Origin of the sequence: Streptomyces sp. NBC_01515 (genome assembly GCF_045040345.1) — a bacterium.
In the GTDB taxonomy this organism is placed as follows: Bacteria; Actinomycetota; Actinomycetes; order Streptomycetales; family Streptomycetaceae; genus Streptomyces.
The window spans coordinates 3,039,406-3,062,100 of record NZ_CP109416.1 but is presented as its reverse complement, the minus strand read 5'-3'; the positions used below and the strand labels follow the sequence as shown (position 1 = coordinate 3,062,100).

The 22,695-nt window shown below is 66.9% G+C and carries 18 protein-coding genes and 3 rRNA genes; 16 read left to right on the top strand and 5 right to left on the bottom strand.

Features of this window, described 5'->3' with window-relative positions; translation table 11 throughout:
- The first annotated feature begins 50 nt into the window (after window positions 1-50).
- The gene (locus tag OG407_RS13510) at window positions 51-485 is read left to right on the top strand and encodes an NfeD family protein (protein ID WP_403601717.1); all 435 of its coding nucleotides are present in this window, start codon (window positions 51-53) and stop codon (window positions 483-485) included.
- A 174-nt stretch (window positions 486-659) separates the two neighbouring features.
- Entirely contained in the window at window positions 660-1,637 is a 978-nt protein-coding gene (locus OG407_RS13505; protein ID WP_405857967.1) for an SPFH domain-containing protein, read from the top strand.
- Between the two features lie 67 nt (window positions 1,638-1,704).
- Here OG407_RS13505 and OG407_RS13500 read toward each other — a convergent pair whose 3' ends face one another.
- From OG407_RS13500 to OG407_RS13490, 3 genes are all read right to left on the bottom strand, one after another.
- The gene (locus OG407_RS13500; RefSeq protein WP_266874676.1) at window positions 1,705-2,211 is read right to left on the bottom strand and encodes an HNH endonuclease; all 507 of its coding nucleotides are present in this window, start codon (window positions 2,209-2,211) and stop codon (window positions 1,705-1,707) included.
- A 145-nt stretch (window positions 2,212-2,356) separates the two neighbouring features.
- Window positions 2,357-2,896 (bottom strand): YbhB/YbcL family Raf kinase inhibitor-like protein, encoded by a 540-nt coding sequence (locus tag OG407_RS13495; protein ID WP_405857964.1) that lies wholly within the window; start codon window positions 2,894-2,896, stop codon window positions 2,357-2,359.
- A gap of 41 nt (window positions 2,897-2,937) precedes the next feature.
- The gene (locus tag OG407_RS13490) at window positions 2,938-3,720 is read right to left on the bottom strand and encodes a sporulation protein (RefSeq protein WP_405857962.1); all 783 of its coding nucleotides are present in this window, start codon (window positions 3,718-3,720) and stop codon (window positions 2,938-2,940) included.
- Window positions 3,721-3,857: 137 nt separating this feature from the next.
- Here OG407_RS13490 and OG407_RS13485 point away from each other — a divergent pair, with 137 nt between their 5' ends.
- From OG407_RS13485 to OG407_RS13460, 6 genes are all read left to right on the top strand, one after another.
- Window positions 3,858-4,499, top strand: a complete 642-nt coding sequence (locus OG407_RS13485) for a DNA-3-methyladenine glycosylase (protein ID WP_405857960.1) — start codon at window positions 3,858-3,860, stop codon at window positions 4,497-4,499.
- Window positions 4,500-5,035: 536 nt separating this feature from the next.
- Window positions 5,036-6,563, top strand: a 16S ribosomal RNA gene (locus tag OG407_RS13480).
- A gap of 315 nt (window positions 6,564-6,878) precedes the next feature.
- Window positions 6,879-10,000 (top strand): 23S ribosomal RNA (locus OG407_RS13475).
- A 106-nt stretch (window positions 10,001-10,106) separates the two neighbouring features.
- Window positions 10,107-10,223: ribosomal RNA gene (rrf, locus tag OG407_RS13470) — 5S ribosomal RNA — on the top strand.
- The 16S, 23S and 5S rRNA genes sit together here, the layout of an rRNA operon.
- A gap of 205 nt (window positions 10,224-10,428) precedes the next feature.
- Window positions 10,429-11,916 carry a hypothetical protein gene (locus tag OG407_RS13465; RefSeq protein ID WP_405857958.1) on the top strand — a complete coding sequence of 496 codons (1,488 nt, stop codon included), beginning with the start codon at window positions 10,429-10,431 and terminating at the stop codon, window positions 11,914-11,916.
- Entirely contained in the window at window positions 11,916-12,767 is an 852-nt protein-coding gene (locus OG407_RS13460) for a hypothetical protein (protein ID WP_405857956.1), read from the top strand. Before OG407_RS13465 ends, OG407_RS13460 begins: the two co-directional genes overlap by 1 nt.
- An 82-nt stretch (window positions 12,768-12,849) precedes the next feature.
- Here the strand turns inward: OG407_RS13460 and OG407_RS13455 are convergent, their stop codons facing one another.
- Complete coding sequence (locus OG407_RS13455) at window positions 12,850-14,142, bottom strand: DUF1015 family protein (protein ID WP_405857954.1); 1,293 nt, start codon at window positions 14,140-14,142, stop codon at window positions 12,850-12,852.
- Window positions 14,143-14,214: 72 nt separating this feature from the next.
- Between OG407_RS13455 and OG407_RS13450 the strand changes: the two genes are divergently transcribed.
- From OG407_RS13450 to OG407_RS13435, 4 genes are all read left to right on the top strand, one after another.
- Complete coding sequence (locus OG407_RS13450) at window positions 14,215-15,243, top strand: HAD hydrolase-like protein (RefSeq protein ID WP_405857953.1); 1,029 nt, start codon at window positions 14,215-14,217, stop codon at window positions 15,241-15,243.
- 89 nt (window positions 15,244-15,332) lie between these two features.
- Window positions 15,333-16,376, top strand: coding sequence for a FecCD family ABC transporter permease (locus OG407_RS13445; protein WP_405857951.1), 1,044 nt, complete (start codon window positions 15,333-15,335; stop codon window positions 16,374-16,376).
- On the top strand, window positions 16,373-17,467 hold the full coding sequence (locus tag OG407_RS13440; RefSeq protein ID WP_405857949.1) for a FecCD family ABC transporter permease: 1,095 nt from the start codon (window positions 16,373-16,375) through the stop codon (window positions 17,465-17,467). Before OG407_RS13445 ends, OG407_RS13440 begins: the two co-directional genes overlap by 4 nt.
- Window positions 17,464-18,387: an ABC transporter ATP-binding protein gene (locus OG407_RS13435; RefSeq protein WP_405857947.1), complete on the top strand. Its 924-nt coding sequence runs from the start codon at window positions 17,464-17,466 to the stop codon at window positions 18,385-18,387. Before OG407_RS13440 ends, OG407_RS13435 begins: the two co-directional genes overlap by 4 nt.
- On the opposite strand, the gene OG407_RS13430 is transcribed toward OG407_RS13435, so the two are convergent.
- Entirely contained in the window at window positions 18,371-18,718 is a 348-nt protein-coding gene (locus OG407_RS13430) for an SCP2 sterol-binding domain-containing protein (RefSeq protein WP_403590555.1), read from the bottom strand. The two genes, OG407_RS13435 and OG407_RS13430, sit on opposite strands and share 17 nt — an antisense overlap.
- Window positions 18,719-18,760: 42 nt before the next feature.
- Here OG407_RS13430 and OG407_RS13425 point away from each other — a divergent pair, with 42 nt between their 5' ends.
- The 4 genes from OG407_RS13425 (at window position 18,761) to recN (ending at window position 22,649) form a co-directional block, all read left to right on the top strand.
- Complete coding sequence (locus OG407_RS13425; RefSeq protein WP_405857945.1) at window positions 18,761-19,066, top strand: hypothetical protein; 306 nt, start codon at window positions 18,761-18,763, stop codon at window positions 19,064-19,066.
- Window positions 19,067-19,073: 7 nt separating this feature from the next.
- Window positions 19,074-19,889: a TlyA family RNA methyltransferase gene (locus OG407_RS13420; protein ID WP_327405102.1), complete on the top strand. Its 816-nt coding sequence runs from the start codon at window positions 19,074-19,076 to the stop codon at window positions 19,887-19,889.
- On the top strand, window positions 19,886-20,791 hold the full coding sequence (locus OG407_RS13415) for an NAD kinase (protein ID WP_026179466.1): 906 nt from the start codon (window positions 19,886-19,888) through the stop codon (window positions 20,789-20,791). Before OG407_RS13420 ends, OG407_RS13415 begins: the two co-directional genes overlap by 4 nt.
- A gap of 139 nt (window positions 20,792-20,930) precedes the next feature.
- The gene (gene recN, locus OG407_RS13410) at window positions 20,931-22,649 is read left to right on the top strand and encodes a DNA repair protein RecN (protein ID WP_405868392.1); all 1,719 of its coding nucleotides are present in this window, start codon (window positions 20,931-20,933) and stop codon (window positions 22,647-22,649) included.
- The last annotated feature ends 46 nt before the right edge of the window (window positions 22,650-22,695 follow it).

Below are 22,695 nucleotides of genomic sequence, written 5' to 3'. Positions count from 1 at the left end.
GACATATGCGCCCTGTCCGTGACGGGACCCGCAGCCCTACCATTGACCATGTGAACGACATCGGCGCATGGGTGTGGTGGCTCGTCGGCGCGGCAGCACTCGGGATCCCCCTTGTGGTGACCGCGATGCCGGAGTTCGGCATGTTCGCCGTGGGCGCCGTCGCCGCCGCGGCGACCGCCGGGATCGGCGGGGACGTCGTCGTCCAGGTCCTCGTCTTCGTCGTCGTCTCGGTCGCCCTCATCGCGGTCGTACGGCCCATCGCCACCCGGCACCGAGCGACGCTGCCCCAACTCGCCACGGGCATCGATGCCTTGAAGGGCAAACAGGCCGTCGTCCTGGAGCGCGTCGACAGCTCGGGCGGCGGCCGGATCAAGCTGGCCGGAGAGATCTGGTCGGCCCGCTCGCTCGACACCGACCGCGCCTACGAACCGGGCCAGGAGGTGGACGTCGTGGAGATCGAGGGAGCCACCGCGATCGTCATCTGACCTTGCGGGACTCAACCGATGACCTCGCAGGACACGACTGGTGACCTCGCAGGTCTCAACTGAACCGAACAGCACACGAGTTGCGTGACGGTCTGACAGACTCGACCAGCAAGATCTTCAACAACCATAAGATCTTCCGAAAGCGCCGAGGCGGAGAAGGGTACGGGGAGCACGATGGAACCGGTCATCATCGTCTTGATCATCCTGGTGGTGTTGGTCTTCATCGCTTTGATCAAGACGATCCAGGTCATCCCGCAGGCAAGTGCCGCGATCGTGGAGCGGTTCGGCCGCTACACACGGACACTCAACGCGGGACTCAACATCGTCGTCCCGTTCATCGACACGATCCGCAACCGCATCGACCTGCGCGAACAGGTCGTACCGTTCCCGCCGCAGCCGGTGATCACGCAGGACAACCTGGTCGTCAACATCGACACGGTCATCTACTACCAGGTGACGGACGCGCGGGCCGCGACCTACGAAGTGGCCAGCTACATCCAGGCGATCGAACAGCTCACGGTCACCACGCTCCGCAACATCATCGGCGGCATGGACCTGGAGCGGACCCTGACCTCCCGCGAGGAGATCAACGCGGCCCTGCGCGGAGTCCTCGACGAGGCGACGGGCAAGTGGGGCATCCGCGTAAACCGCGTCGAGCTCAAGGCGATTGAGCCCCCCACCTCCATCCAGGACTCGATGGAGAAGCAGATGCGCGCCGACCGTGACAAGCGCGCCGCCATCCTCACCGCCGAAGGCACGCGCCAGGCCGCCATCCTCACCGCCGAAGGTGAGAAGCAGTCCCAGATCCTGCGCGCCGAAGGTGAGGCCAAGGCCGCGGCCCTGCGCGCCGAGGGTGAGGCACAGGCCGTCCGTACGGTCTTCGAGGCGATCCACGCGGGCGACGCCGACCAGAAGCTCCTCTCCTACCAGTACCTCCAGATGCTGCCCAAGATCGCTGCAGGTGACGCCAACAAGCTCTGGATCGTCCCCAGCGAGATCGGCGACGCCCTCAAGGGCCTCTCCGGCGCCATGGGCAACGTGGGCCCGTTCGGCGGAGGTTCGGGCAACGACGGAGGCAACTCCGGCAATTCGGGCGGCAATTCGGGCGGCAATTCGGACCGCCAACGTCGCGAGAAGCCGTCCATCGACTGAGGATCTCGTCCTACGACACTGGGGTCCACCTCCCGCGGGAGGTGGACCCCAGTTCTGTTCACGTGCCCTACGCGGCCGGCTGCACCAGCCACTCAGGCAGCGCGTCGAAGTCCTCGGTCCCCAGCGCCAACAGCATCGCATCGGCCGGAGTCGGCTCGAACGGATGCCGCAGCAACGGCATCCCCGCCTGCTCCGGAGTCCGCGCCGCCTTGCGGTGGTTGTCCTCCGCGCACGACGCCACCGTGTTCAGCCAGGAGTCCTGACCCCCCTGCGCCCTCGGCACCACGTGGTCGACCGTCGTCGCCCGCCTGCCGCAGTACGCGCACCGGTGCCGGTCCCGGACCAGCACACCGCGCCTCGACCACGGAGCTTGTCTTCGGAACGGCACCCTGACGTACCTGCACAACCGGATCACCCGGGGGACCGGTATGTCGACCTCGGCTCCGCGCATACGCAGTTCGGGGTGGGCCTGCTCGACGACAGCCTTGTCCTGCAGCACCAGAACGACGGCTCGATTCAACGACACCGTCGACAGCGGCTCGAAGCTCGCGTTCAGCACCAGCGTGTCCCGCATCCAGCCCACCTCCCATGTGCAACCGGCCCACCGCACGGCGGGCTTGGATCAACTCTGGCCGGGCACGCCGAGATGGACAACGCAATAAAAAATGCCCGCCCCTGATCAATTCCATGACCAGAGGCGGGCAAACGTTCCATGAACGTCAGTCTTCGGCGGGAACCTCGTACTCACCGATCAGCTGGGCACGCGCCAGCGTGTGGAACCGCAGGTTGAAACCGACGACCGCGGGAGAAACGTCCGAGTCCGGACCGAGCTTCTCCGCGTCCACGGCGTACACCGTGAACACATAACGGTGCGACCCGTCCCCGGGCGGCGGCGCGGCCCCGCCGAAGTCCTTCGACCCGTAGTCGTTCCGCACCTGTACGGCGCCCTCCGGCAGCCCCTCGAACTTGCCGCTGCCCGCCCCCTCCGGCAGCTCGGTCACCGAGGCCGGGATGTCGAACACCGTCCAGTGCCAGAACCCGCTGCCCGTAGGGGCGTCCGGGTCGTAGCAGGTCACGGCGAAACTCTTGGTCTCGGGCGGGAAGCCCTCCCACCGCAGCTGCGGCGAGGTGTTGCCGGCCGCGTAGACCTGAGCGTCCTTGAGCGTGGCCCCCGGGTCGACGTCCTCGCTCGTCACCGTGAACGACGGCACGGGCGGGTGGAAGTCATGGGGGAGCGGCCGCCGCTTGAGCTCGGTCACCTCGGTACCTCCCTGATCGGTTTCTTCAGTGGATACCGAGCCTAGAACCAGTTGCGCTTGCTGCCGACCTCGGACAGCCACTGGTTGAGGTACGCGGCCCAGTCCGTCCCCTGGAAGTCGTGCAGACCCACCTGGAAGGACCGGAAGGTGTCACTGCCCTCACTGAACAGGCCCGGCTTCTTGTCCATCTCCAGGATGACGTCCATCGCGTTCTCGTCGGCCACGAAGCTCAACTCGACCTGGTTCAGGCCGCGGTACTGCGACGGCGGGTGGAACTCGATCTCCTGGTAGAACGGCAGCTTCTGCCGCGTCCCCCGGATGTGACCGCGCTCCATGTCCGCGTTCTTGAAGCGGAAGCCCAGCCGGATGAAGGCGTCCAGGATCGCCTTCTGCGCCGGCAGCGGGTGCACGCTGACCGCGTCGAGGTCACTGGAGTCCACGGCCCGCGCGATCGCCAGCTCCGTGCTCACCCCGATGTGCATTCCGCGCAGCGGCTGACCGTCGATCGTCGTGATCGGCGTCTCCCAGGGGATCTCCAGACCGAACGGCACGTTGTGCGCGGTCCCCGCCCGCAGCTCGAAGGCGCCGCCCAGCCGCACCTTCGTGAACTCGATGTCCTGCTTGTACTCCTGGTCGCCGCTCTCGATCTCGACCTTGGCCTGCAGTCCCACGGAGAGCCCCTGGATCTCCTGGTTCACCGACCCGCCCTGGATCCGCACCTCACCCTGGACGACACCGCCCGGAACGACGTTGACCTCGGTCAGCACCGTCTCCACCGAAGCCCCGCCGGCCCCCAGGCTCGCGAGCAGCTTCTTGAACGCCATGACTCTCCCTTTACGTATGGACCCTTGATCCCTACAAACGCGAACCGACCGCGCCCGGTTCCGCGCCACACCCTGGCAAGCGGACGGAACCTTGACCACCCCTTGGCACAAGTACGCCTGGACTAGGCTCGGACGCCATGATCGCGCCCCCGGACCGTAAGCCACTCCCCAGAGAGTTCTTCGACCGCCCTGTACTGGAGGTCGCCCCCGACCTCCTGGGCCGTCTCGTCGTCCGTACGACGCCCGACGGCCCGATCGTCCTGCGCATCACAGAGGTCGAGGCCTACGACGGCGGCAACGACCCCGCGTCACACGCATACAGAGGTCCGACGGCCCGCAACGGCGTGATGTTCGGTCCGCCCGGGTACGTGTACGTCTACTTCACCTACGGCATGTGGCACTGCATGAACCTGGTGTGCGGCCCGGAGGGCACGGCGAGGGGGGTCCTGCTCCGCGCCGGCGAGATCGTCGAGGGCGTCGAGCTGGCTCGCAAACGTCGACTCTCGGCCCGAAATGACAAAGAACTGGCCAAAGGCCCCGCCCGCCTGGCCACCGCCCTGGACGTCGACCGCTCCCTGGACGGCACGGACGCGTGCACCACGGGCGAGACACCCTTGAGGATGCTGGCCGGTACACCCGTCCCCTCCCATCAGGTAAGCAACGGTCCCCGCACCGGAGTGTCCGGCGAGGGCGCGGTCCACCCGTGGCGGTTCTGGATCACCAACGACCCCACGGTTAGCCCGTATCGGGCTCATACGCCGCGACGTCGGCCAAGTTGACGCGTCTTGGCGGGGTGCGTAATGTAGCCCGAGCCGCTTGACCCGGGTACGGCAATCGCCTGCAGCCGGAAGCGGCCAACCCACTACTTACGACTCTCCCTCGCTGAGGGCGCATTCGGCGTGCCTGCATGCCTGAATTCGAACTCGCGGAACTCGATTATGAGTTGCCGAGGGGATCGGCTAACGTAGTGAATGTCGAAAGGCCGACAGGCGAAAGCCCAAAGCCCTTGACAATCCCCTCCGACAGGGAATCGGGACCGGAAACGGTCTGATAGAGTCGGAAACGCAAGACCGAAGGGAAAAGCCCGGAGGAAAGCCCGAGAGGGTGAGTACAAAGGAAGCGTCCGTTCCTTGAGAACTCAACAGCGTGCCAAAAATCAACGCCAGATATGTTGATACCCCGTCTCCAGTCATCATCTGATGTCTGGGGCGAGGTTCCTTTGAAGAAAACATACAGCGAGGACGTTGTGAACGGTCGGGCTTATTCCGCCTGACTGTTCCGCTCTCGTGTATGCGATCCCGATTACGGGAAAACATTCACGGAGAGTTTGATCCTGGCTCAGGACGAACGCTGGCGGCGTGCTTAACACATGCAAGTCGAACGATGAACCACTTCGGTGGGGATTAGTGGCGAACGGGTGAGTAACACGTGGGCAATCTGCCCTGCACTCTGGGACAAGCCCTGGAAACGGGGTCTAATACCGGATAATACTCCCGCACTCATGTGTGGGGGTTAAAAGCTCCGGCGGTGCAGGATGAGCCCGCGGCCTATCAGCTTGTTGGTGAGGTAATGGCTCACCAAGGCGACGACGGGTAGCCGGCCTGAGAGGGCGACCGGCCACACTGGGACTGAGACACGGCCCAGACTCCTACGGGAGGCAGCAGTGGGGAATATTGCACAATGGGCGAAAGCCTGATGCAGCGACGCCGCGTGAGGGATGACGGCCTTCGGGTTGTAAACCTCTTTCAGCAGGGAAGAAGCGAAAGTGACGGTACCTGCAGAAGAAGCGCCGGCTAACTACGTGCCAGCAGCCGCGGTAATACGTAGGGCGCAAGCGTTGTCCGGAATTATTGGGCGTAAAGAGCTCGTAGGCGGCTTGTCACGTCGGGTGTGAAAGCCCGGGGCTTAACCCCGGGTCTGCATTCGATACGGGCTAGCTAGAGTGTGGTAGGGGAGATCGGAATTCCTGGTGTAGCGGTGAAATGCGCAGATATCAGGAGGAACACCGGTGGCGAAGGCGGATCTCTGGGCCATTACTGACGCTGAGGAGCGAAAGCGTGGGGAGCGAACAGGATTAGATACCCTGGTAGTCCACGCCGTAAACGGTGGGAACTAGGTGTTGGCGACATTCCACGTCGTCGGTGCCGCAGCTAACGCATTAAGTTCCCCGCCTGGGGAGTACGGCCGCAAGGCTAAAACTCAAAGGAATTGACGGGGGCCCGCACAAGCAGCGGAGCATGTGGCTTAATTCGACGCAACGCGAAGAACCTTACCAAGGCTTGACATACACCGGAAAGCATTAGAGATAGTGCCCCCCTTGTGGTCGGTGTACAGGTGGTGCATGGCTGTCGTCAGCTCGTGTCGTGAGATGTTGGGTTAAGTCCCGCAACGAGCGCAACCCTTGTCCTGTGTTGCCAGCGTGCCCTTCGGGGTGACGGGGACTCACAGGAGACCGCCGGGGTCAACTCGGAGGAAGGTGGGGACGACGTCAAGTCATCATGCCCCTTATGTCTTGGGCTGCACACGTGCTACAATGGCCGGTACAATGAGCTGCGATACCGTGAGGTGGAGCGAATCTCAAAAAGCCGGTCTCAGTTCGGATTGGGGTCTGCAACTCGACCCCATGAAGTCGGAGTTGCTAGTAATCGCAGATCAGCATTGCTGCGGTGAATACGTTCCCGGGCCTTGTACACACCGCCCGTCACGTCACGAAAGTCGGTAACACCCGAAGCCGGTGGCCCAACCCCCTTGTGGGGAGGGAGCTGTCGAAGGTGGGACTGGCGATTGGGACGAAGTCGTAACAAGGTAGCCGTACCGGAAGGTGCGGCTGGATCACCTCCTTTCTAAGGAGCATCTAGGCCGCCAAGCTTGCTTGGTGGTCCAGGGCCATTACGTCGGCACACGTTCGACGGTGGTTGCTCAAGGGTGGAACGTTGATTATTCGGCACTGTCGGTCATCTCATGGCTGCGAGTACTGCTCTTCGGGGCGTGGAAAGCTGATCATGGGTGGCGACAGGGCCGGGCACGCTGTTGGGTGTCTGAGGGCACGGCTGTAACAAGCTGCCTTCAGTGCCGACCCCAGTGAACTTGCCGTAAGAGGCAGGGTGATGGGTGGTTGGTCGTTGTTTGAGAACTGCACAGTGGACGCGAGCATCTGTGGCCAAGTTTTTAAGGGCGCACGGTGGATGCCTTGGCACCAGGAACCGATGAAGGACGTGGGAGGCCACGATAGTCCCCGGGGAGTCGTCAACCAGGCTTTGATCCGGGGGTTTCCGAATGGGGAAACCCGGCAGTCGTCATGGGCTGTCACCCTTGCCTGAACACATAGGGCAAGTGGAGGGAACGCGGGGAAGTGAAACATCTCAGTACCCGCAGGAAGAGAAAACAACCGTGATTCCGGGAGTAGTGGCGAGCGAAACCGGATGAGGCCAAACCGTATACGTGTGAGACCCGGCAGGGGTTGCGTATGCGGGGTTGTGGGATCTCTCTTTCACAGTCTGCCGGCTGTGAGGCGAGTCAGAAACCGTTGATGTAGGCGAAGGACATGCGAAAGGTCCGGCGTAGAGGGTAAGACCCCCGTAGTCGAAACATCAACGGCTCGTTTGAGAGACACCCAAGTAGCACGGGGCCCGAGAAATCCCGTGTGAATCTGGCGGGACCACCCGCTAAGCCTAAATATTCCCTGGTGACCGATAGCGGATAGTACCGTGAGGGAATGGTGAAAAGTACCGCGGGAGCGGAGTGAAATAGTACCTGAAACCGTGTGCCTACAAGCCGTGGGAGCGTCGGAGTGCATGCTCGCATGCACTCTCGTGACTGCGTGCCTTTTGAAGAATGAGCCTGCGAGTTTGCGGTGTGTTGCGAGGTTAACCCGTGTGGGGAAGCCGTAGCGAAAGCGAGTCCGAATAGGGCGATTTAGTAGCGCGCTCAAGACCCGAAGCGGAGTGATCTAGCCATGGGCAGGTTGAAGCGGAGGTAAGACTTCGTGGAGGACCGAACCCACCAGGGTTGAAAACCTGGGGGATGACCTGTGGTTAGGGGTGAAAGGCCAATCAAACTCCGTGATAGCTGGTTCTCCCCGAAATGCATTTAGGTGCAGCGTCGTGTGTTTCTTGCCGGAGGTAGAGCACTGGATAGGCGATGGGCCCTACCGGGTTACTGACCTTAGCCAAACTCCGAATGCCGGTAAGTGAGAGCACGGCAGTGAGACTGTGGGGGATAAGCTCCATGGTCGAGAGGGAAACAGCCCAGAGCATCGACTAAGGCCCCTAAGCGTACGCTAAGTGGGAAAGGATGTGGAGTCGCAGAGACAACCAGGAGGTTGGCTTAGAAGCAGCCACCCTTGAAAGAGTGCGTAATAGCTCACTGGTCTAGTGATTCCGCGCCGACAATGTAGCGGGGCTCAAGCGTACCGCCGAAGTCGTGTCATTCATACAATAGGGCCAACGCCTGTATGGATGGGTAGGGGAGCGTCGTGTGCCGGGTGAAGCCGCAGCGGAAGCTAGTGGTGGACGGTTCACGAGTGAGAATGCAGGCATGAGTAGCGATACACACGTGAGAAACGTGTGCGCCGATTGACTAAGGGTTCCTGGGTCAAGCTGATCTGCCCAGGGTAAGTCGGGACCTAAGGCGAGGCCGACAGGCGTAGTCGATGGATAACCGGTTGATATTCCGGTACCCGCTGTGAAGCGTCAAACATCGAGCCCATTAATGCTAAGGCCGTGAAGCCGTTCCGGACCCTTCGGGGAATGGAAAGTGGTGGAGCCGCCGGCCCAAGATGGTAGTAGGTGAGTGATGGGGTGACGCAGGAAGGTAGTCCATCCCGGGCGGTGGTTGTCCCGGGGTAAGGGTGTAGCCCGTCATCTAGGCAAATCCGGATGACACAAGGGTGAGACCTGATGCCGAGCCGATTGTGGTGAAGTGGATGATCCTATGCTGTCGAGAAAAGCCTCTAGCGAGTTTCATGGCGGCCCGTACCCTAAACCGACTCAGGTGGTCAGGTAGAGAATACCGAGGCGTTCGGGTGAACTATGGTTAAGGAACTCGGCAAAATGCCCCCGTAACTTCGGGAGAAGGGGGGCCATCACCGGTGAAAGGATTTACTCCTTGAGCTGGGGGTGGCCGCAGAGACCAGCGAGAAGCGACTGTTTACTAAAAACACAGGTCCGTGCGAAGCCGTAAGGCGATGTATACGGACTGACGCCTGCCCGGTGCTGGAACGTTAAGGGGACCGGTTAGTCACTCTTCGGGGTGGCGAAGCTGAGAACTTAAGCGCCAGTAAACGGCGGTGGTAACTATAACCATCCTAAGGTAGCGAAATTCCTTGTCGGGTAAGTTCCGACCTGCACGAATGGCGTAACGACTTCTCGACTGTCTCAACCATAGGCCCGGTGAAATTGCACTACGAGTAAAGATGCTCGTTTCGCGCAGCAGGACGGAAAGACCCCGGGACCTTTACTACAGTTTGATATTGGTGTTCGGTTCGGCTTGTGTAGGATAGCTGGGAGACTGTGAACTCTGGACGCCAGTTCAGGGGGAGTCGTCGTTGAAATACCAGTCTGGTCGTGCTGGATGTCTAACCTGGGTCCGTGATCCGGATCAGGGACAGTGTCTGATGGGTAGTTTAACTGGGGCGGTTGCCTCCTAAAGAGTAACGGAGGCGCCCAAAGGTTCCCTCAGCCTGGTTGGCAATCAGGTGTTGAGTGTAAGTGCACAAGGGAGCTTGACTGTGAGACCGACGGGTCGAGCAGGGACGAAAGTCGGGACTAGTGATCCGGCGGTGGCTTGTGGAAGCGCCGTCGCTCAACGGATAAAAGGTACCCCGGGGATAACAGGCTGATCTTCCCCAAGAGTCCATATCGACGGGATGGTTTGGCACCTCGATGTCGGCTCGTCGCATCCTGGGGCTGGAGTCGGTCCCAAGGGTTGGGCTGTTCGCCCATTAAAGCGGTACGCGAGCTGGGTTTAGAACGTCGTGAGACAGTTCGGTCCCTATCCGCTGCGCGCGCAGGAACATTGAGAAGGGCTGTCCCTAGTACGAGAGGACCGGGACGGACGAACCTCTGGTGTGCCAGTTGTTCTGCCAAGGGCATGGCTGGTTGGCTACGTTCGGGAGGGATAACCGCTGAAAGCATCTAAGCGGGAAGCCTGCTTCGAGATGAGTGTTCCCACCCCCTTGAGGGGTTAAGGCTCCCAGTAGACGACTGGGTTGATAGGCCGGATCTGGAAGCCCAGTAATGGGTGGAGGTGACCGGTACTAATAGGCCGAGGGCTTGTCCTCAGTTGCTCGCGTCCACTGTGTTAGTTCTGAGACAACGAACAGTTGTCGGCTAGAGCTTGAACCACACAACAGAAAAGTGTGCTTGTTCGCTCGAAACCATTAGGGTTTCGGTGGTCATAGCGTGAGGGAAACGCCCGGTTACATTTCGAACCCGGAAGCTAAGCCTCACAGCGCCGATGGTACTGCAGGGGGGACCCTGTGGGAGAGTAGGACGCCGCCGAACAATATTTGGAGGACCCCTGGTCCCAGCGTTCACGCTGGGACCAGGGGTCCTTTTGTTTTTCCAGAAACTCTCAGAAACACAGTCCGGAGCGCGCCGAGTAGCTGGCTGCGCGAGAATGACTTGCGGTACCGAAGACAGGAGTCACCGATGTCCACCAACTCTCCCGAGGACCGGCCCGAGCGCGAGGAGCGGCGACGGGACAGTGGTGGCCGCGGCGACCGCGGCGGCAGCAACGATCGCGGTGGCTACGGCCGTCGCGACGACAACCGCGGTGGCGCCCCTCGCCGCGACGACCGTAGCAGTGGCGGTCCCAGCAGTGGTGGCGGTGGCGATCGCGGTGGTTTCCGTGGCCGTGACGACCGCTCCGCCGGCCCGCGTCGGGATGACCGTCCTGCGGGTCCGCGTCGGGATGACCGTCCTGCGGGGCCGCGTCGTGACGACCGTCCGTCCGGTCCCCGTCGAGATGACCGCGGTGGCGAGCGCGGAGGGCGTCCCGGTGGTTTCCGTCGGGACGACAACCGTGGTGAGCGGCCCGCGTTCCGCCGTGACGACCGCAGTGACAACCGGGGTGGCGAGCGTCGCGACGACAACCGTGGTGGTGGTGATCGCGGTGGTTTCCGGCGCGATGACAGCCGTGGCGAGCGTCCGCCGTTCCGGCGTGACGACAACCGCGGTGGCGGTGGTGGTTTCCGGCGTGACGACAGTCGTGGCGAGCGGCCTCCGTTCCGTCGCGACGACCGCAGCGACAACCGAGGCGACAACCGCGGCGAGCGTCCCGCTTTCCGTCGCGACGACGACCGCGGTGACCGTGGCAGCTACCCCCGTCGTGACGACCGGCGCGATGACCGCCGTAGCGACAGCCGTGGCAGTGACGATCGTGGTGGCTACCGTGGCCGTGACGACCGTTCCGCGGCTCCGCGTCGTGACGACCGGCCCGCCGGCCCTCGTCGTGATGACCGCGGCGGCGATCGTCCGGCCTTCCGGCGTGACGACAACCGTGGTGAGCGTCCGCCGTTCCGGCGTGACGACCGCGGCGACAACCGGGGTGGCGAGCGTCCGCCCTTCCGTCGTGATGACCGTAGGGACGACCGTCGTGACGGTGACCGTCCCGCTTTCCGGCGTGACGACAACCGTGGTGACCGTGGCAGCTACCCCCGCCGCGACGACCGTCCGGCCGGTCCGCGTCGTGATGACCGCGGTGGTGAGCGGCCGGCCTTCCGTCGGGACGACAACCGGGGTGAGCGGCCTCCGTTCCGTCGCGACGACCGCGGCGACAACCGGGGCGAGCGTCCTGCCTTCCGGCGTGACGACGACCGTGGCGACCGTGGTGGTTTCCGTGGGCGTGATGACCGTTCCGCTGCTCCTCGTCGTGACGACCGGCCCTCCGGTCCCCGCCGGGATGACCGCTCCGCGGCTCCGCGTCGTGACGACCGGCCCGCCGGCCCCCGTCGGGATGACCGCGGCGGCGATCGTCCGGCCTTCCGGCGGGACGACAACCGGGGTGAGCGGCCTCCGTTCCGGCGTGACGACCGCCGCGATGACCGGCGTGACGACCGTCGGGGCGACGACCGCCGCGGTGGCGGCAGCCGGTTCCGGGACGAGCGGGAGCGGGACCGTGAGCCGATCAAGCGGCTGCCGATCCCCGAGGACGTCACGGGCGAGGAGATCGACAAGGACGTACGGCAGGAGCTGATGAGTCTGCCGAAGGGGCTCGCGGAGGATGTCTCCAAGAACCTGGTGATGGTCGCCAGGCTCATCGACGAGGACCCCGAGGCCGCCTACGCCTACTCGAAGATCGCCCTGCGTCTGGCGTCGCGTGTCGCCGCCGTACGTGAGGCGGCCGGGTTCGCCGCGTACGCGAACCAGAAGTACAGCGAGGCGCTGGCCGAGTTCCGGGCCGCGCGGCGGATGACCGGCAGCGTGGACCTGTGGCCCGTGATGGCCGACTGTGAGCGTGGGCTCGGGCGGCCCGAGAAGGCGCTGGAGATGGCCGGCGCCGCCGAGGTGCACAAGCTCGACAAGGCCGGGCAGGTCGAGATGCGGCTCGTCGCGGCCGGCGCCCGGCGTGACATGGACCAGCTCGACGCGGCCATCGTCACGTTGCAGAGCCCGGAATTGGCCTCGAACACCGTGCAGCCGTGGACCGCGCGCCTGCGGTACGCCTACGCCGATGCCCTGCTCGCCGCCGGGCGTGAGGGCGAGGCGCGGGAGTGGTTCGCCAAGGCCGTGGAGTCCGACAAGGACGGCAGCACGGACGCGTCGGACCGGCTCGCCGAGATGGACGGTGTCGAGTTCGTCGACGCGTTCGTCGAGGACGAGGACGAGGACGACAGTGACACCGAGATCGACGCTGAGATCGAGGTCGACGAGGTCGAGCCTCAGGACGACGTCTCCGTAGTCGACGAGTTGGACGATGAGGACGAGGACGACGACATCGAGGACGAGGACGACGACGAGGTCGAAGCCGCGGCCGAGACCGAGGCCGACGAAGACGTCGTCAAGGAAGATGTCCTTCTTAAAGAAGAAGACGATGACAAGAACTGACCTACGTCAGTGAAGTGACAAGGGCGGGACCCCTGCATCTGGGGTCCCGCCCTTTCGCGTTTCCGGTGTCGATGGCCGCGGCTCAGACGTCCAGCGCGCGCAGCACCAGTCCCGAGGCCGGTTTCGGGCCGAAGGACGTCGACTTGCGGGGCATCGTGACGCCCTGGCGGGCCAGGTCGCGTACGACCTCCTCGCGGACGGGGTGCATCAACACGGCCGTACCGCCGTCGCGTTCGGCCTTGCGGACCGTGGCGGCGGTGTCGTGGATGTAGGCGATGTGGGCCGGGTCGTCCTCAGGGATGTGCCAGACGTGGTCCAGGAGGGTGGCGTGCAGGACCGTGGCGTCCAGGGTGCGCCAGGCGGCGGGGCGGTCGGCCGGGATCGTGCGGGCCAGGAGGTCCGGGTCCGGGTGGTCGACCAGGTGGAAGGCGCCGTCGCCGGCCAGGAGGAAGGCGTTGCCCTCGCAGGCCGCGTCGGCGAGGGCCTCCAGGGCCTCCGGGAGGGGCACGTCCAGGTGCCGTACGCGGAACAGGCCGTCCAGGGCCGTCAGGGCGTCGGACACCGGGACGCCGTGCAGGAGGCGGTGGATCGCGCGGACGCGGAGCGGGTAGCGGGCCGTGTCGACGAGGAGGACCAGGCCGTAGTCCCAGGGGCTGGGGGAGGGATGCTCCGCGCGTAGACGTCGATACGTGGCCCAGCGATGGTGGCCGTCGGCGATCAGGGCCTGGTGGTGGGCGAGGTCCTGCTGGATGCGGGCCAGGTCGGTGGGGTCGGTGACGGACCAGAGGCGGTGGCTGTAGCCGTCCTCCGTAGTCGTCGAGAGGAGGGCGGGGTCCTCGGCGATGCGCTCGACCACCGTCGTCGTGTCGGCCGGTGAGCCGTTGCCCCGGTAGGTCAGGAGCAGGGGTTCGAGGTTCGCGGAGGTGGCGCGCATGAGGGCCGCGCGGTCGGCGACCACATGCGGCATGACGTCCTCGTGGGGCAGGACCACACCCTCCGACGGGTCCGACAGGCGCAGGGCGCCGATGACGCCGCGCTGCAACAGGCCGTTGCCGTCGCGCTGTTCGTAGACGTACAGGCCGGGCTCGGGGTCGGTGGTGAGGACTCCCTCGGAGAGCCAGCGGTGCAGGGTGTCGGCGGCCTGTTCGTTGCGGGCGCTCGGGGTGACGGCCTGCGGGAGGATCAGCCGGACGATGTTGTGCGGGTCGGAGTCCTGGAGGTGGTGCAGGCCGTCGGGGCGTACGACCACGTCGTACGGTGGGGACGTCACGGCGGCGAGGCTGCCGACCAGGTCGGGATCGTAGCGAAGGCCTCGGAACGGGGTGAGTTCCAGGCCTCGGCGCTCCGTTGCTTCCGAGTGACCTGCGGTGTTCATCCCGGCATCGTACGTGTGTCAGTGGCATGCGGGATGATCGGGTGAAAGCGATCGAACGAGGAGCGATGTGGAATGAGCCAGAGCGTCAGGACGAGCCCCGAGGGCAGTGCCCGGGCCCTGAGCGAGGCGTACGACACTGCGCTGCTCGACCTCGACGGGGTGGTGTACGCGGGAGGCAACGCGATCGCCCACGCGGTCGACTCGCTCGCCACCGCCCGCGCGGGCGGCATGCGGCTCGCCTACGTCACCAACAACGCGCTGCGGACGCCGGATGCCGTGGCCGAGCATCTCACCGAGCTGGGGATACCGACCGGGGCCGACGACGTCATCACCTCCGCGCAGGCCGTCGCCCGGCTGATCAGCGAGCAGGTGCCGGCGGGTTCGCGCGTGCTGGTGATCGGCGGGGAGGGGCTGCGGGTCGCGCTGCGTGAGCGCGGGCTTGAGCCCGTCGACTCGGCGGACGACGAGCCGGTGGCGGTCGCGCAGGGCTACGGCGGTCCCGACCTGGCCTGGGGGCGGTTCGCGGAGGCCTGTTACGCCATCGCGCGCGGGGTGCCGTGGTTCGCGTCCAACACCGACCTGACGATCCCGAGCGCGCGCGGTATCGCGCCGGGCAACGGCGCGGCGGTGGAGGTCGTACGGATAGCGACCGGGGCCGAGCCGCAGGTGGCGGGGAAGCCGTTGCCGCCGATGCACAAGGAGACGATCCTGCGGACGGGCGCCGAGCGGCCGTTGGTCGTGGGGGACCGGCTGGACACGGACATCGAGGGGGCGTTCAACGGTGAGGTCGATTCGCTGCTCGTGCTGACCGGTGTGACCGACGGCGCGCAGCTCCTTGCGGCGCCCCCGCAGCACCGGCCGACGTACGTCGACGCCGATCTGCGGGGCATGCTCACCGGGCAGCCCGAGGTCACCGGGGCGGGAGACGGCTTCCGGTGCGGTGGCTGGACGGCGACGGCGGGCCGCGACCGACTGGAACTCGACGGTGAGGGTGAGCCTCTGGACGGGCTCCGGGCGCTGTGTGCGGCGGCCTGGACGGCGGCGGGGGACGGTTCTTGCGCGCTGGACGCGGAGAAGGCGCTGGCGCGACTGGGGTTGTGACACGGGGGAGTCGGCATCCAGGGCGCTGAACGGCGGTCGAGCGGGACTCGCCTTTCGGCTCGCATGCGAGGGTAGGCTAACCTAACCTCGTGTTGGTCGACAGTCCCCCAGAACAGCGCGCGGAGACCGCCCCCGCGCCCCCAACCCGCCGGGCGATACGGGTCCTTGGGCTCTTCGCCGCCGTGGCGCTCCTGGTCCTCGTGGCTCTGGCGAGCATCGCGATCGGCGCGAAATCGCTGCCGTTGGGGGATGTGTGGCACGGCCTGTTCCATGACTCGGGGACGTACGCGGACGTCGTGGTCGGCGACCGGATATCCCGTACGGTCCTCGGGCTGCTCGCCGGTGCCGCGCTCGGCCTCTCCGGCGCCGTCCTCCAGGCGCTCACCCGCAACCCCCTCGCCGACCCCGGCCTGCTCGGCATCAACGCCGGTGCCTCGGCCGCGGTCGTCACCGCGATCACGTACTTCGGTGTCACCTCGCTGAGCGGCTACGTCTGGTTCGCCTTCGCGGGCGCGGCCGTGGTCGGCGCGCTGGTCTGGTTCCTGGGCGGCAGCCGGGGCGCCACCCCCGTGCGACTCGCGCTCGCCGGCACCGCGATCAGCGCCGCGCTCTACGGCTATCTCCAGGCCGTCATGATCATGGACGACGCGGCGCTGTCCAAGATGCGCTTCTGGACGGTCGGTTCACTGGCCTCGGCCAGCGGCTCGACGATCACACAGGTCGCGCCGTTCTTCGCGGTCGGCACGGTGATCTCGCTGCTGCTCGCCCGGCCGCTGAACGCGGTCGCGATGGGCGACGACACCGCCCGCGCCCTCGGCGCCAACCTCAACCGCACCCGGGCGCTCGCCATGCTCTCCGCGACCGTGCTGTGCGGCGCGGCGACCGCGGCCTGCGGCCCGATCGTGTTCGTCGGCCTGATGGTGCCGCACGTGGTGCGCTCCTTCACCGGCCCCGACCTGCGCTGGATCCTGCCGTACGCCACGATCCTGTCGCCCGTGCTGCTGCTCGGGGCCGACGTCCTGGGCCGGTTGATCGCGCGGCCCGCGGAGCTTCAGGTCGGCATCGTCACCGCGGTCATCGGCGGTCCGGTCTTCATCTATCTGGTGCGGCGCCGAAGGACGACTCAGCTGTGAATCCCTCTTCTACGGCGGCGCAGGGCGGCCCGGTTGCGGAGGCCACGCCGACTCGGGCGCTCCGTACGCGGGCTGTCCGGACCGGCGGCCTCTCCGTCCGCCTCGACCCCCGTGCCTTCACGGTCGTCGTCCTTCTCCTGGTCTGCGCGCTCGCCGCGAGTGTGGTGCTGATCGGTACCGGGGACTTCCCGATCTCCGCCGGGGACGTGCTCAAGACGCTGTTCGGGGGCGGTGACGCGGGTCAGGAGTTCATCGTCAACGAGCTGCGGCTGCCGCGTGTCCTCGTCGGGCTGCTTGTCGGTGCCTCGCTCGGGCTCGGCGGTGCGCTGTTCCAGTCCATCTCCCGCAATCCGCTGGGCAGTCCGGACGTGCTCGGCCTCTCGCAGGGGTCCACGGCCGGGGCGCTCGTCATGATCGTGCTGTTCTCCGGCAGCGCGACCGCCGTCACCCTCGGGGCGCTCGTCGGCGGTCTGGTCACCGGGGCCGCGATCTATCTGCTCGCCTGGAAGCAGGGGGTGCACGGGTACCGGCTCGTCCTGGTCGGCATCGGCGTCTCCGCCGTCGTCACCGCGGTCAACGGCTATCTGCTCACCAAGGCCGACCTCGTCGACGCGGCCCGCGCGGTCGTGTGGATGACCGGTTCCCTCAACGGCCGTGACTGGACCCAGGTCTGGCCCCTCCTCGCGCTGTGCGCCGTACTTCTGCCGCTCGTTCTCGCCAACGCGCGCGGGCTGCGGATGATGGAGATGGGCGACGACGTGTCGTACGCCCTCGGGGTGCGCGTCGAGCGCGTACGGCTGCTGCTGATGGTGGCCGCCGTGCTGCTCACCTCGGCCGCGACCGCCGCCGCCGGACCGGTCGGCTTCGTGGCCCTCACGGCACCGCAGCTCGCCCGGCGCCTGACCCGCTCGCCGGGTCCCAACCTGGTGCCCTCGCTGTGCATGGGCGCCACCCTGCTGGTCACCGCCGACTGGGCGTCCCAACGGGCGTTCGGCGCCGACCAGTTGCCCGTGGGCGTGGTCACCGGAGTCCTCGGCGGGGTCTACCTGCTGTGGCTCCTGGTCACCGAGCGCAAGGCGGGCCGGATATGAGCAACCAGACCGACCAGCGCAACCAGACCGACCAGCGCGGCCTCAGCAGCGGGCTGAACAATCGAAGGAGCACCGTGAACCGCCTGTCCGCCGAGAACGTCACCCTCGCCTACGACCAGCGCGTCATCGCACGCGAGTTGTCGGTGGAGATACCCGACAACTCCTTCACGGTGATCGTCGGCCCGAACGCGTGCGGCAAGTCCACACTGCTGCGGGCCCTGTCGCGGATGCTGAAGCCGAACGAGGGCCGGGTGCTCCTCGACGGGCAGGTCATCCAGTCGATGCCGGCGAAGAAGGTCGCGCGCACCCTGGGTCTGCTCCCGCAGTCGTCGATCGCGCCCGACGGGATCACCGTCGGCGACCTGGTGGGCCGCGGCCGGTACCCGCACCAGGGCATCCTGCGCCAGTGGTCGAGCGAGGACGAGCGGGTCGTACAGGAGTCGATGGCGCAGACCGGTGTCGCCGAGCTGGCCGATCGCTATGTCGACGAACTGTCCGGCGGGCAGCGGCAGCGCGTGTGGATCGCGATGGCGCTCGCCCAGCAGACGCCCCTGCTGCTGCTCGACGAGCCGACCACCTACCTGGACATCCAGCACCAGATCGACGTCCTCGACCTGTGCGCCGAACTGCACGAGGAGCAGGGCCGCACCCTGGTCGCGGTGCTGCACGACCTCAACCACGCGGCCCGGTACGCCACCCACCTCATCGCGCTGCGGGAGGGCGCGGTCATCGCGCAGGGCGCGCCGGGCGACATCGTCACGGCCGAGCTGGTCGAGGAGGTCTTCGGGCTGCGCTGTCAGGTCATCGACGACCCGGAGACGGGGACGCCGCTGGTGGTGCCGGCGGCGCGCAAGGCACGCGCGCGTGCGGAAGCCACGGCGGGGGCAGGGGCCGCAGCGGTGGCTACAGAAGTTTCCTGAGGCGGAACAGGTCGAACACGTTGGCCTCCAGCTTCACCCGGCCCGAGCCCCAGGCCTTCGCGAAGTTCAGGCCGCCGTCGACCATGGCGACCAGGTCGTCACCGGCCATGGTCAGCCTGATCTGGGCCTTCTCCGCCGGAAGGCCCTGCACGGTCTCGTCCACCACGATCCGGCCACCGGTGAGCCGGCCGACGAACGTGATGTCGAGGTCGGTGATCCGGCAGCTGACCGAACGGTCCATGGCCGCGGCGGCGCGGACATTCCCATCGGCCTTCTGCATGTTGTCCGAGAGCTTTTCGAGTGCGACGCGGCACTCTTCGATCGTTGCCATCGTGATCGACGGTACCCCAGGCCTTCGGGGTAGCGTCTGGGCATGAGCGACTCATTGCCCGAGGCCGAGGTCGGGGCCGTGGCGGAGGGCCTTCCGGAGGCCGTTCCGGAGGCGGAGCCCACATACGACCCCGCCGCCCCCGAGCCCCTGAACGTGGACCGCGCCCCGAGCGGCAACGCCGACGTCGACGCCCAGCTCGGGCGGCTGGCCGACACCGACCACCTCGCCACGGACGGGCATGTCGAGGTGTACGAGGATGTACACCGGGGGCTGCGCGACGCGCTCACCGCGCTCGACGCCCGCCCGGGACCTCCGGCGCCCCCATCGACGTACGACCGCAGGAGCTGAACCGAACGTGGCAGGAGTGGCACGCCGACGTCTCGACGCCGAGCTGGTCCGACGGAAGCTCGCGCGGTCGCGGGAGCACGCGAGCCAGTTGATCGCGGCCGGCCGGGTCACCGTCGGCAAGACCGTCGCGACCAAGCCCGCCACCCAGGTGGAGACCGCGGCGGCCATCGTCGTCGTAGCGGATGACGGCGACCCCGACTACGTCTCGCGGGGCGGCCACAAGCTCGCGGGCGCGCTGGAGGTCTTCGTACCGCGGGGACTCGTGGTGGAGGGCCGGCGGGCGCTGGACGCCGGCGCGTCCACCGGAGGCTTCACCGATGTGCTGCTGCGCGCGGGTGCCACGCAGGTCGTGGCGGTCGACGTCGGATACGGACAACTCGCGTGGTCTCTTCAGAGCGATGAACGCGTCACCGTCAAGGACCGTACGAACGTACGCGAGTTGACGCTTGAAGCGATCGATGGGGAGCCTGTGGATCTAGTCGTGGGGGATCTGTCCTTCATCCCGCTCGGGCTGGTGCTGCCCGCCTTGGCGCGGTGCACGAAGCCCGACGCGGACCTGGTGATGATGGTCAAGCCGCAGTTCGAGGTGGGGAAGGAACGGCTGGGGAGCGGCGGTGTCGTACGCAGCCCCGAACTCCGGGCCGAGGCCGTGCGCGGTGTCGCCCGGCGGGCCGCGGAACTGGGGCTCGGGGTGGAGGGCGTGACCGCCAGCCCGCTGCCCGGGCCCTCCGGGAATGTCGAGTACTTTCTGTGGCTGCGGGCCGGCGCACCCGAGCTGGACCCGGCCGATGTTGACCGTGCAGTGGCGGAGGGGCCGCGTTGACACAGAACCGAGCTCGTACTGTTTTCCTGCTCGCGCACACGGGTCGGCCTGCGGCCATCCGGAGCGCGGAGCTGGTCGTCAAGGGGCTGCTCCAGTCCGGTATCGGAGTGCGCGTCCTGGAGTACGAGGCACGCGACCTGCCGCTGCCCGACGAGGTGGAGACGGTCACCGAGGCTACCCCGCAGTGCCTTGAGGGCTGCGAGCTGCTCATCGTTCTCGGCGGCGACGGCACGCTGCTGCGCGGCGCGGAGTTCGCGCGGGCGTCCGGGGTGCCGATGCTCGGCGTCAACCTCGGCAGCGTGGGGTTCCTCGCGGAGGCGGAGCGGGACGATCTCGACAAGGTCGTGGACCGGGTGGTCACCCGGGCGTACGAGGTCGAGGAGCGGATGACCGTCGATGTCGTCGTGCACAAGAACGGCAACATCGTGCACACGGACTGGGCGCTGAACGAGGCGGCGGTGCAGAAGGCCGGCGCCGAGAAGCTGCTTGAGGTCGTGCTGGAGATTGATGGGCGCCCGGTGACGGGGTTCGGGTGCGATGGGATTGTTTGTGCGACGCCCACCGGGTCTACCGCGTACGCCTTCTCTGCCGGTGGGCCTGTGGTGTGGCCCGAAGTCGAGGCGTTGCTGATGGTGCCTATCAGTGCGCACGCGCTGTTCGCGAAGCCGTTGGTGACCTCGCCGGATTCTGTGCTTGCCGTTGAGGTGTTGCCGCACATCCCTCCGGGGGTTTTGTGGTGTGACGGGCGGCGGACTGTTGAACTGCCTGCTGGGGCTCGGGTTGAGGTTCGGCGGGGGGCTGTTCCCGTGCGGCTTGCTCGGCTGCACCATGCGTCGTTTACCGATCGGCTTGTTGCGAAGTTCGCGTTGCCTGTTTCCGGGTGGCGTGGGGCTCCTCACTAAGCGCGGGCCCGGTGGGGGCTGAGCGCGCAGTTCCCCGCGCCCCTGAAAACAAAAAACAGGTGGGGACACTCCACCGGGTGACAGGGTGCCTCGCGCTTCTCCCGCCCTACCTCGTAAGGTCTTCACCGTGCTGGAAGAGATGCGGATACGGTCGCTCGGAGTCATCGACGACGCTGTTGTCGAGTTGTCGCCGGGGTTCACCGCTGTCACGGGTGAGACCGGTGCGGGCAAGACCATGGTCGTCACCAGCCTCGGGCTGTTGCTCGGGGGGCGGGCGGACCCGGCGCTGGTGCGGATCGGGGCGAAGAACGCGGTCGTGGAGGGACGGATCTCCGTGCCTCCCGGCGGCTCCGCCGTGCTGCGCGCCGAGGAGGCCGGCGCCGAGCTGGAGGACGGGACGCTGCTCATCAGCCGTACCGTTTCCGCCGAAGGGCGCTCCCGGGCGCACCTGGGCGGGCGGTCCGTGCCGGTGGGGGTGCTCGCGGAGCTGGCGGACGAGCTGGTCGCCGTGCACGGGCAGACCGACCAGCAGGGGCTGCTGAAGCAGTCCCGGCAGCGGCAGGCGCTCGACCGGTACGCCGGGGACGCCGTCACCGGGCCGCTCACGAAGTACGCGGAGGCGTATCGGCGGCTGCGCGCGGTCGCCGTCGAGCTGGACGAGATCACCACGCGTGCGCGTGAACGGGCCCAGGAAGCCGACATGTTGCGCTACGGCCTGGACGAGATCGCGGGTGTGGAGCCGCGTCCCGGTGAGGACGTCGAACTCGCCGCCGAGGCCGAACGGCTCGGGCACGCCGAGGCGTTGGCGTCCGCCGCCACGGCCGCGCACGCCGCGCTCGCGGGCAACCCCGAGGACCCCGAGGGCATCGACGCGGCGACCCTCGTCGCGGGTGCGCAGCGGGCCCTGGAGGCCGTACGGTCGCACGACTCCGAACTGGCCTCGCTCACCGACCGGATCGGTGAGATCGGCATCCTTCTGGGCGATGTGGCGGGGGAGTTGGCGGGATACGCCGACGACCTGGACGCCGATCCGCTGCGGCTGGCCGCAGTCGAGGAACGCCGGGCCGCCCTCAACACGCTCACCCGGAAGTACGGCGAGAACATCACCGCCGTGCTCGCGTACGCCGAGCAGGGTGCCTCGCGGCTCACCGAACTCGACGGCGACGACGAGCGCATCGACGAACTGACCGTCGAGCGGGACGCCCTGCGCGGTGAACTGGGCGGCCTCGCCCAGGCGTTGACCGACGCGCGTACGGAAGCCGCCGAGCGGTTCGCCGCGGCGGTGACCGCGGAGTTGGCTTCCCTGGCGATGCCGCACGCGCGTGTGTCGTTCGAGATCCGCCAGACCGAGGACCCGGTGGGCGTCGAGGTCGGGGGCCGTGCGGTCGCCTACGGCCCCTCGGGCGTCGACGAGGTCGAACTGCTCCTCGCCCCGCATCCGGGCGCTCCGCCGCGGCCCATCGCCAAGGGCGCGTCCGGCGGTGAACTGTCGCGCGTGATGCTCGCCGTGGAGGTCGTGTTCGCCGGGACCGACCCCGTCCCGACCTACCTCTTCGACGAGGTCGACGCGGGCGTCGGCGGCAAGGCGGCGGTCGAGATCGGGCGCCGCCTCGCGAAGCTCGCGAAGACCGCGCAGGTCGTCGTCGTGACCCACCTGCCCCAGGTGGCGGCCTTCGCCGACCGGCAGTTGCTGGTGGAGAAGACCAACGACGGCTCCGTCACCCGCTCCGGCGTGAAGGTCCTCGAAGGCGAGGACCGGGTACGGGAGTTGTCCCGGATGCTGGCCGGCCAGGAGGACTCGGAGACGGCACGGGCGCATGCGGAGGAGTTGCTGGCGACGGCGCGGGCGGACGGCTAGCGGGCCGTTCCGTAGGGGTGCAGGGTGCTCCGTACTCGCCCTCGTG

Coding starts and splice junctions, on each gene's coding strand:
- OG407_RS13460 (WP_405857956.1), top strand. CDS start 11,916: ATGAGTCTGCCGAAGGGGCTCGCGGAGGATGTCTCCAAGAACCTGGTG.
- OG407_RS13425 (WP_405857945.1), top strand. CDS start 18,761: ATGAGCGACTCATTGCCCGAGGCCGAGGTCGGGGCCGTGGCGGAGGGC.
- OG407_RS13435 (WP_405857947.1), top strand. CDS start 17,464: ATGAGCAACCAGACCGACCAGCGCAACCAGACCGACCAGCGCGGCCTC.
- OG407_RS13430 (WP_403590555.1), bottom strand. CDS start 18,718: ATGGCAACGATCGAAGAGTGCCGCGTCGCACTCGAAAAGCTCTCGGAC.
- OG407_RS13505 (WP_405857967.1), top strand. CDS start 660: ATGGAACCGGTCATCATCGTCTTGATCATCCTGGTGGTGTTGGTCTTC.
- OG407_RS13490 (WP_405857962.1), bottom strand. CDS start 3,720: ATGGCGTTCAAGAAGCTGCTCGCGAGCCTGGGGGCCGGCGGGGCTTCG.
- recN (WP_405868392.1), top strand. CDS start 20,931: ATGCGGATACGGTCGCTCGGAGTCATCGACGACGCTGTTGTCGAGTTG.
- OG407_RS13500 (WP_266874676.1), bottom strand. CDS start 2,211: ATGCGGGACACGCTGGTGCTGAACGCGAGCTTCGAGCCGCTGTCGACG.
- OG407_RS13485 (WP_405857960.1), top strand. CDS start 3,858: ATGATCGCGCCCCCGGACCGTAAGCCACTCCCCAGAGAGTTCTTCGAC.
- OG407_RS13450 (WP_405857953.1), top strand. CDS start 14,215: ATGAGCCAGAGCGTCAGGACGAGCCCCGAGGGCAGTGCCCGGGCCCTG.
- OG407_RS13455 (WP_405857954.1), bottom strand. CDS start 14,142: ATGAACACCGCAGGTCACTCGGAAGCAACGGAGCGCCGAGGCCTGGAA.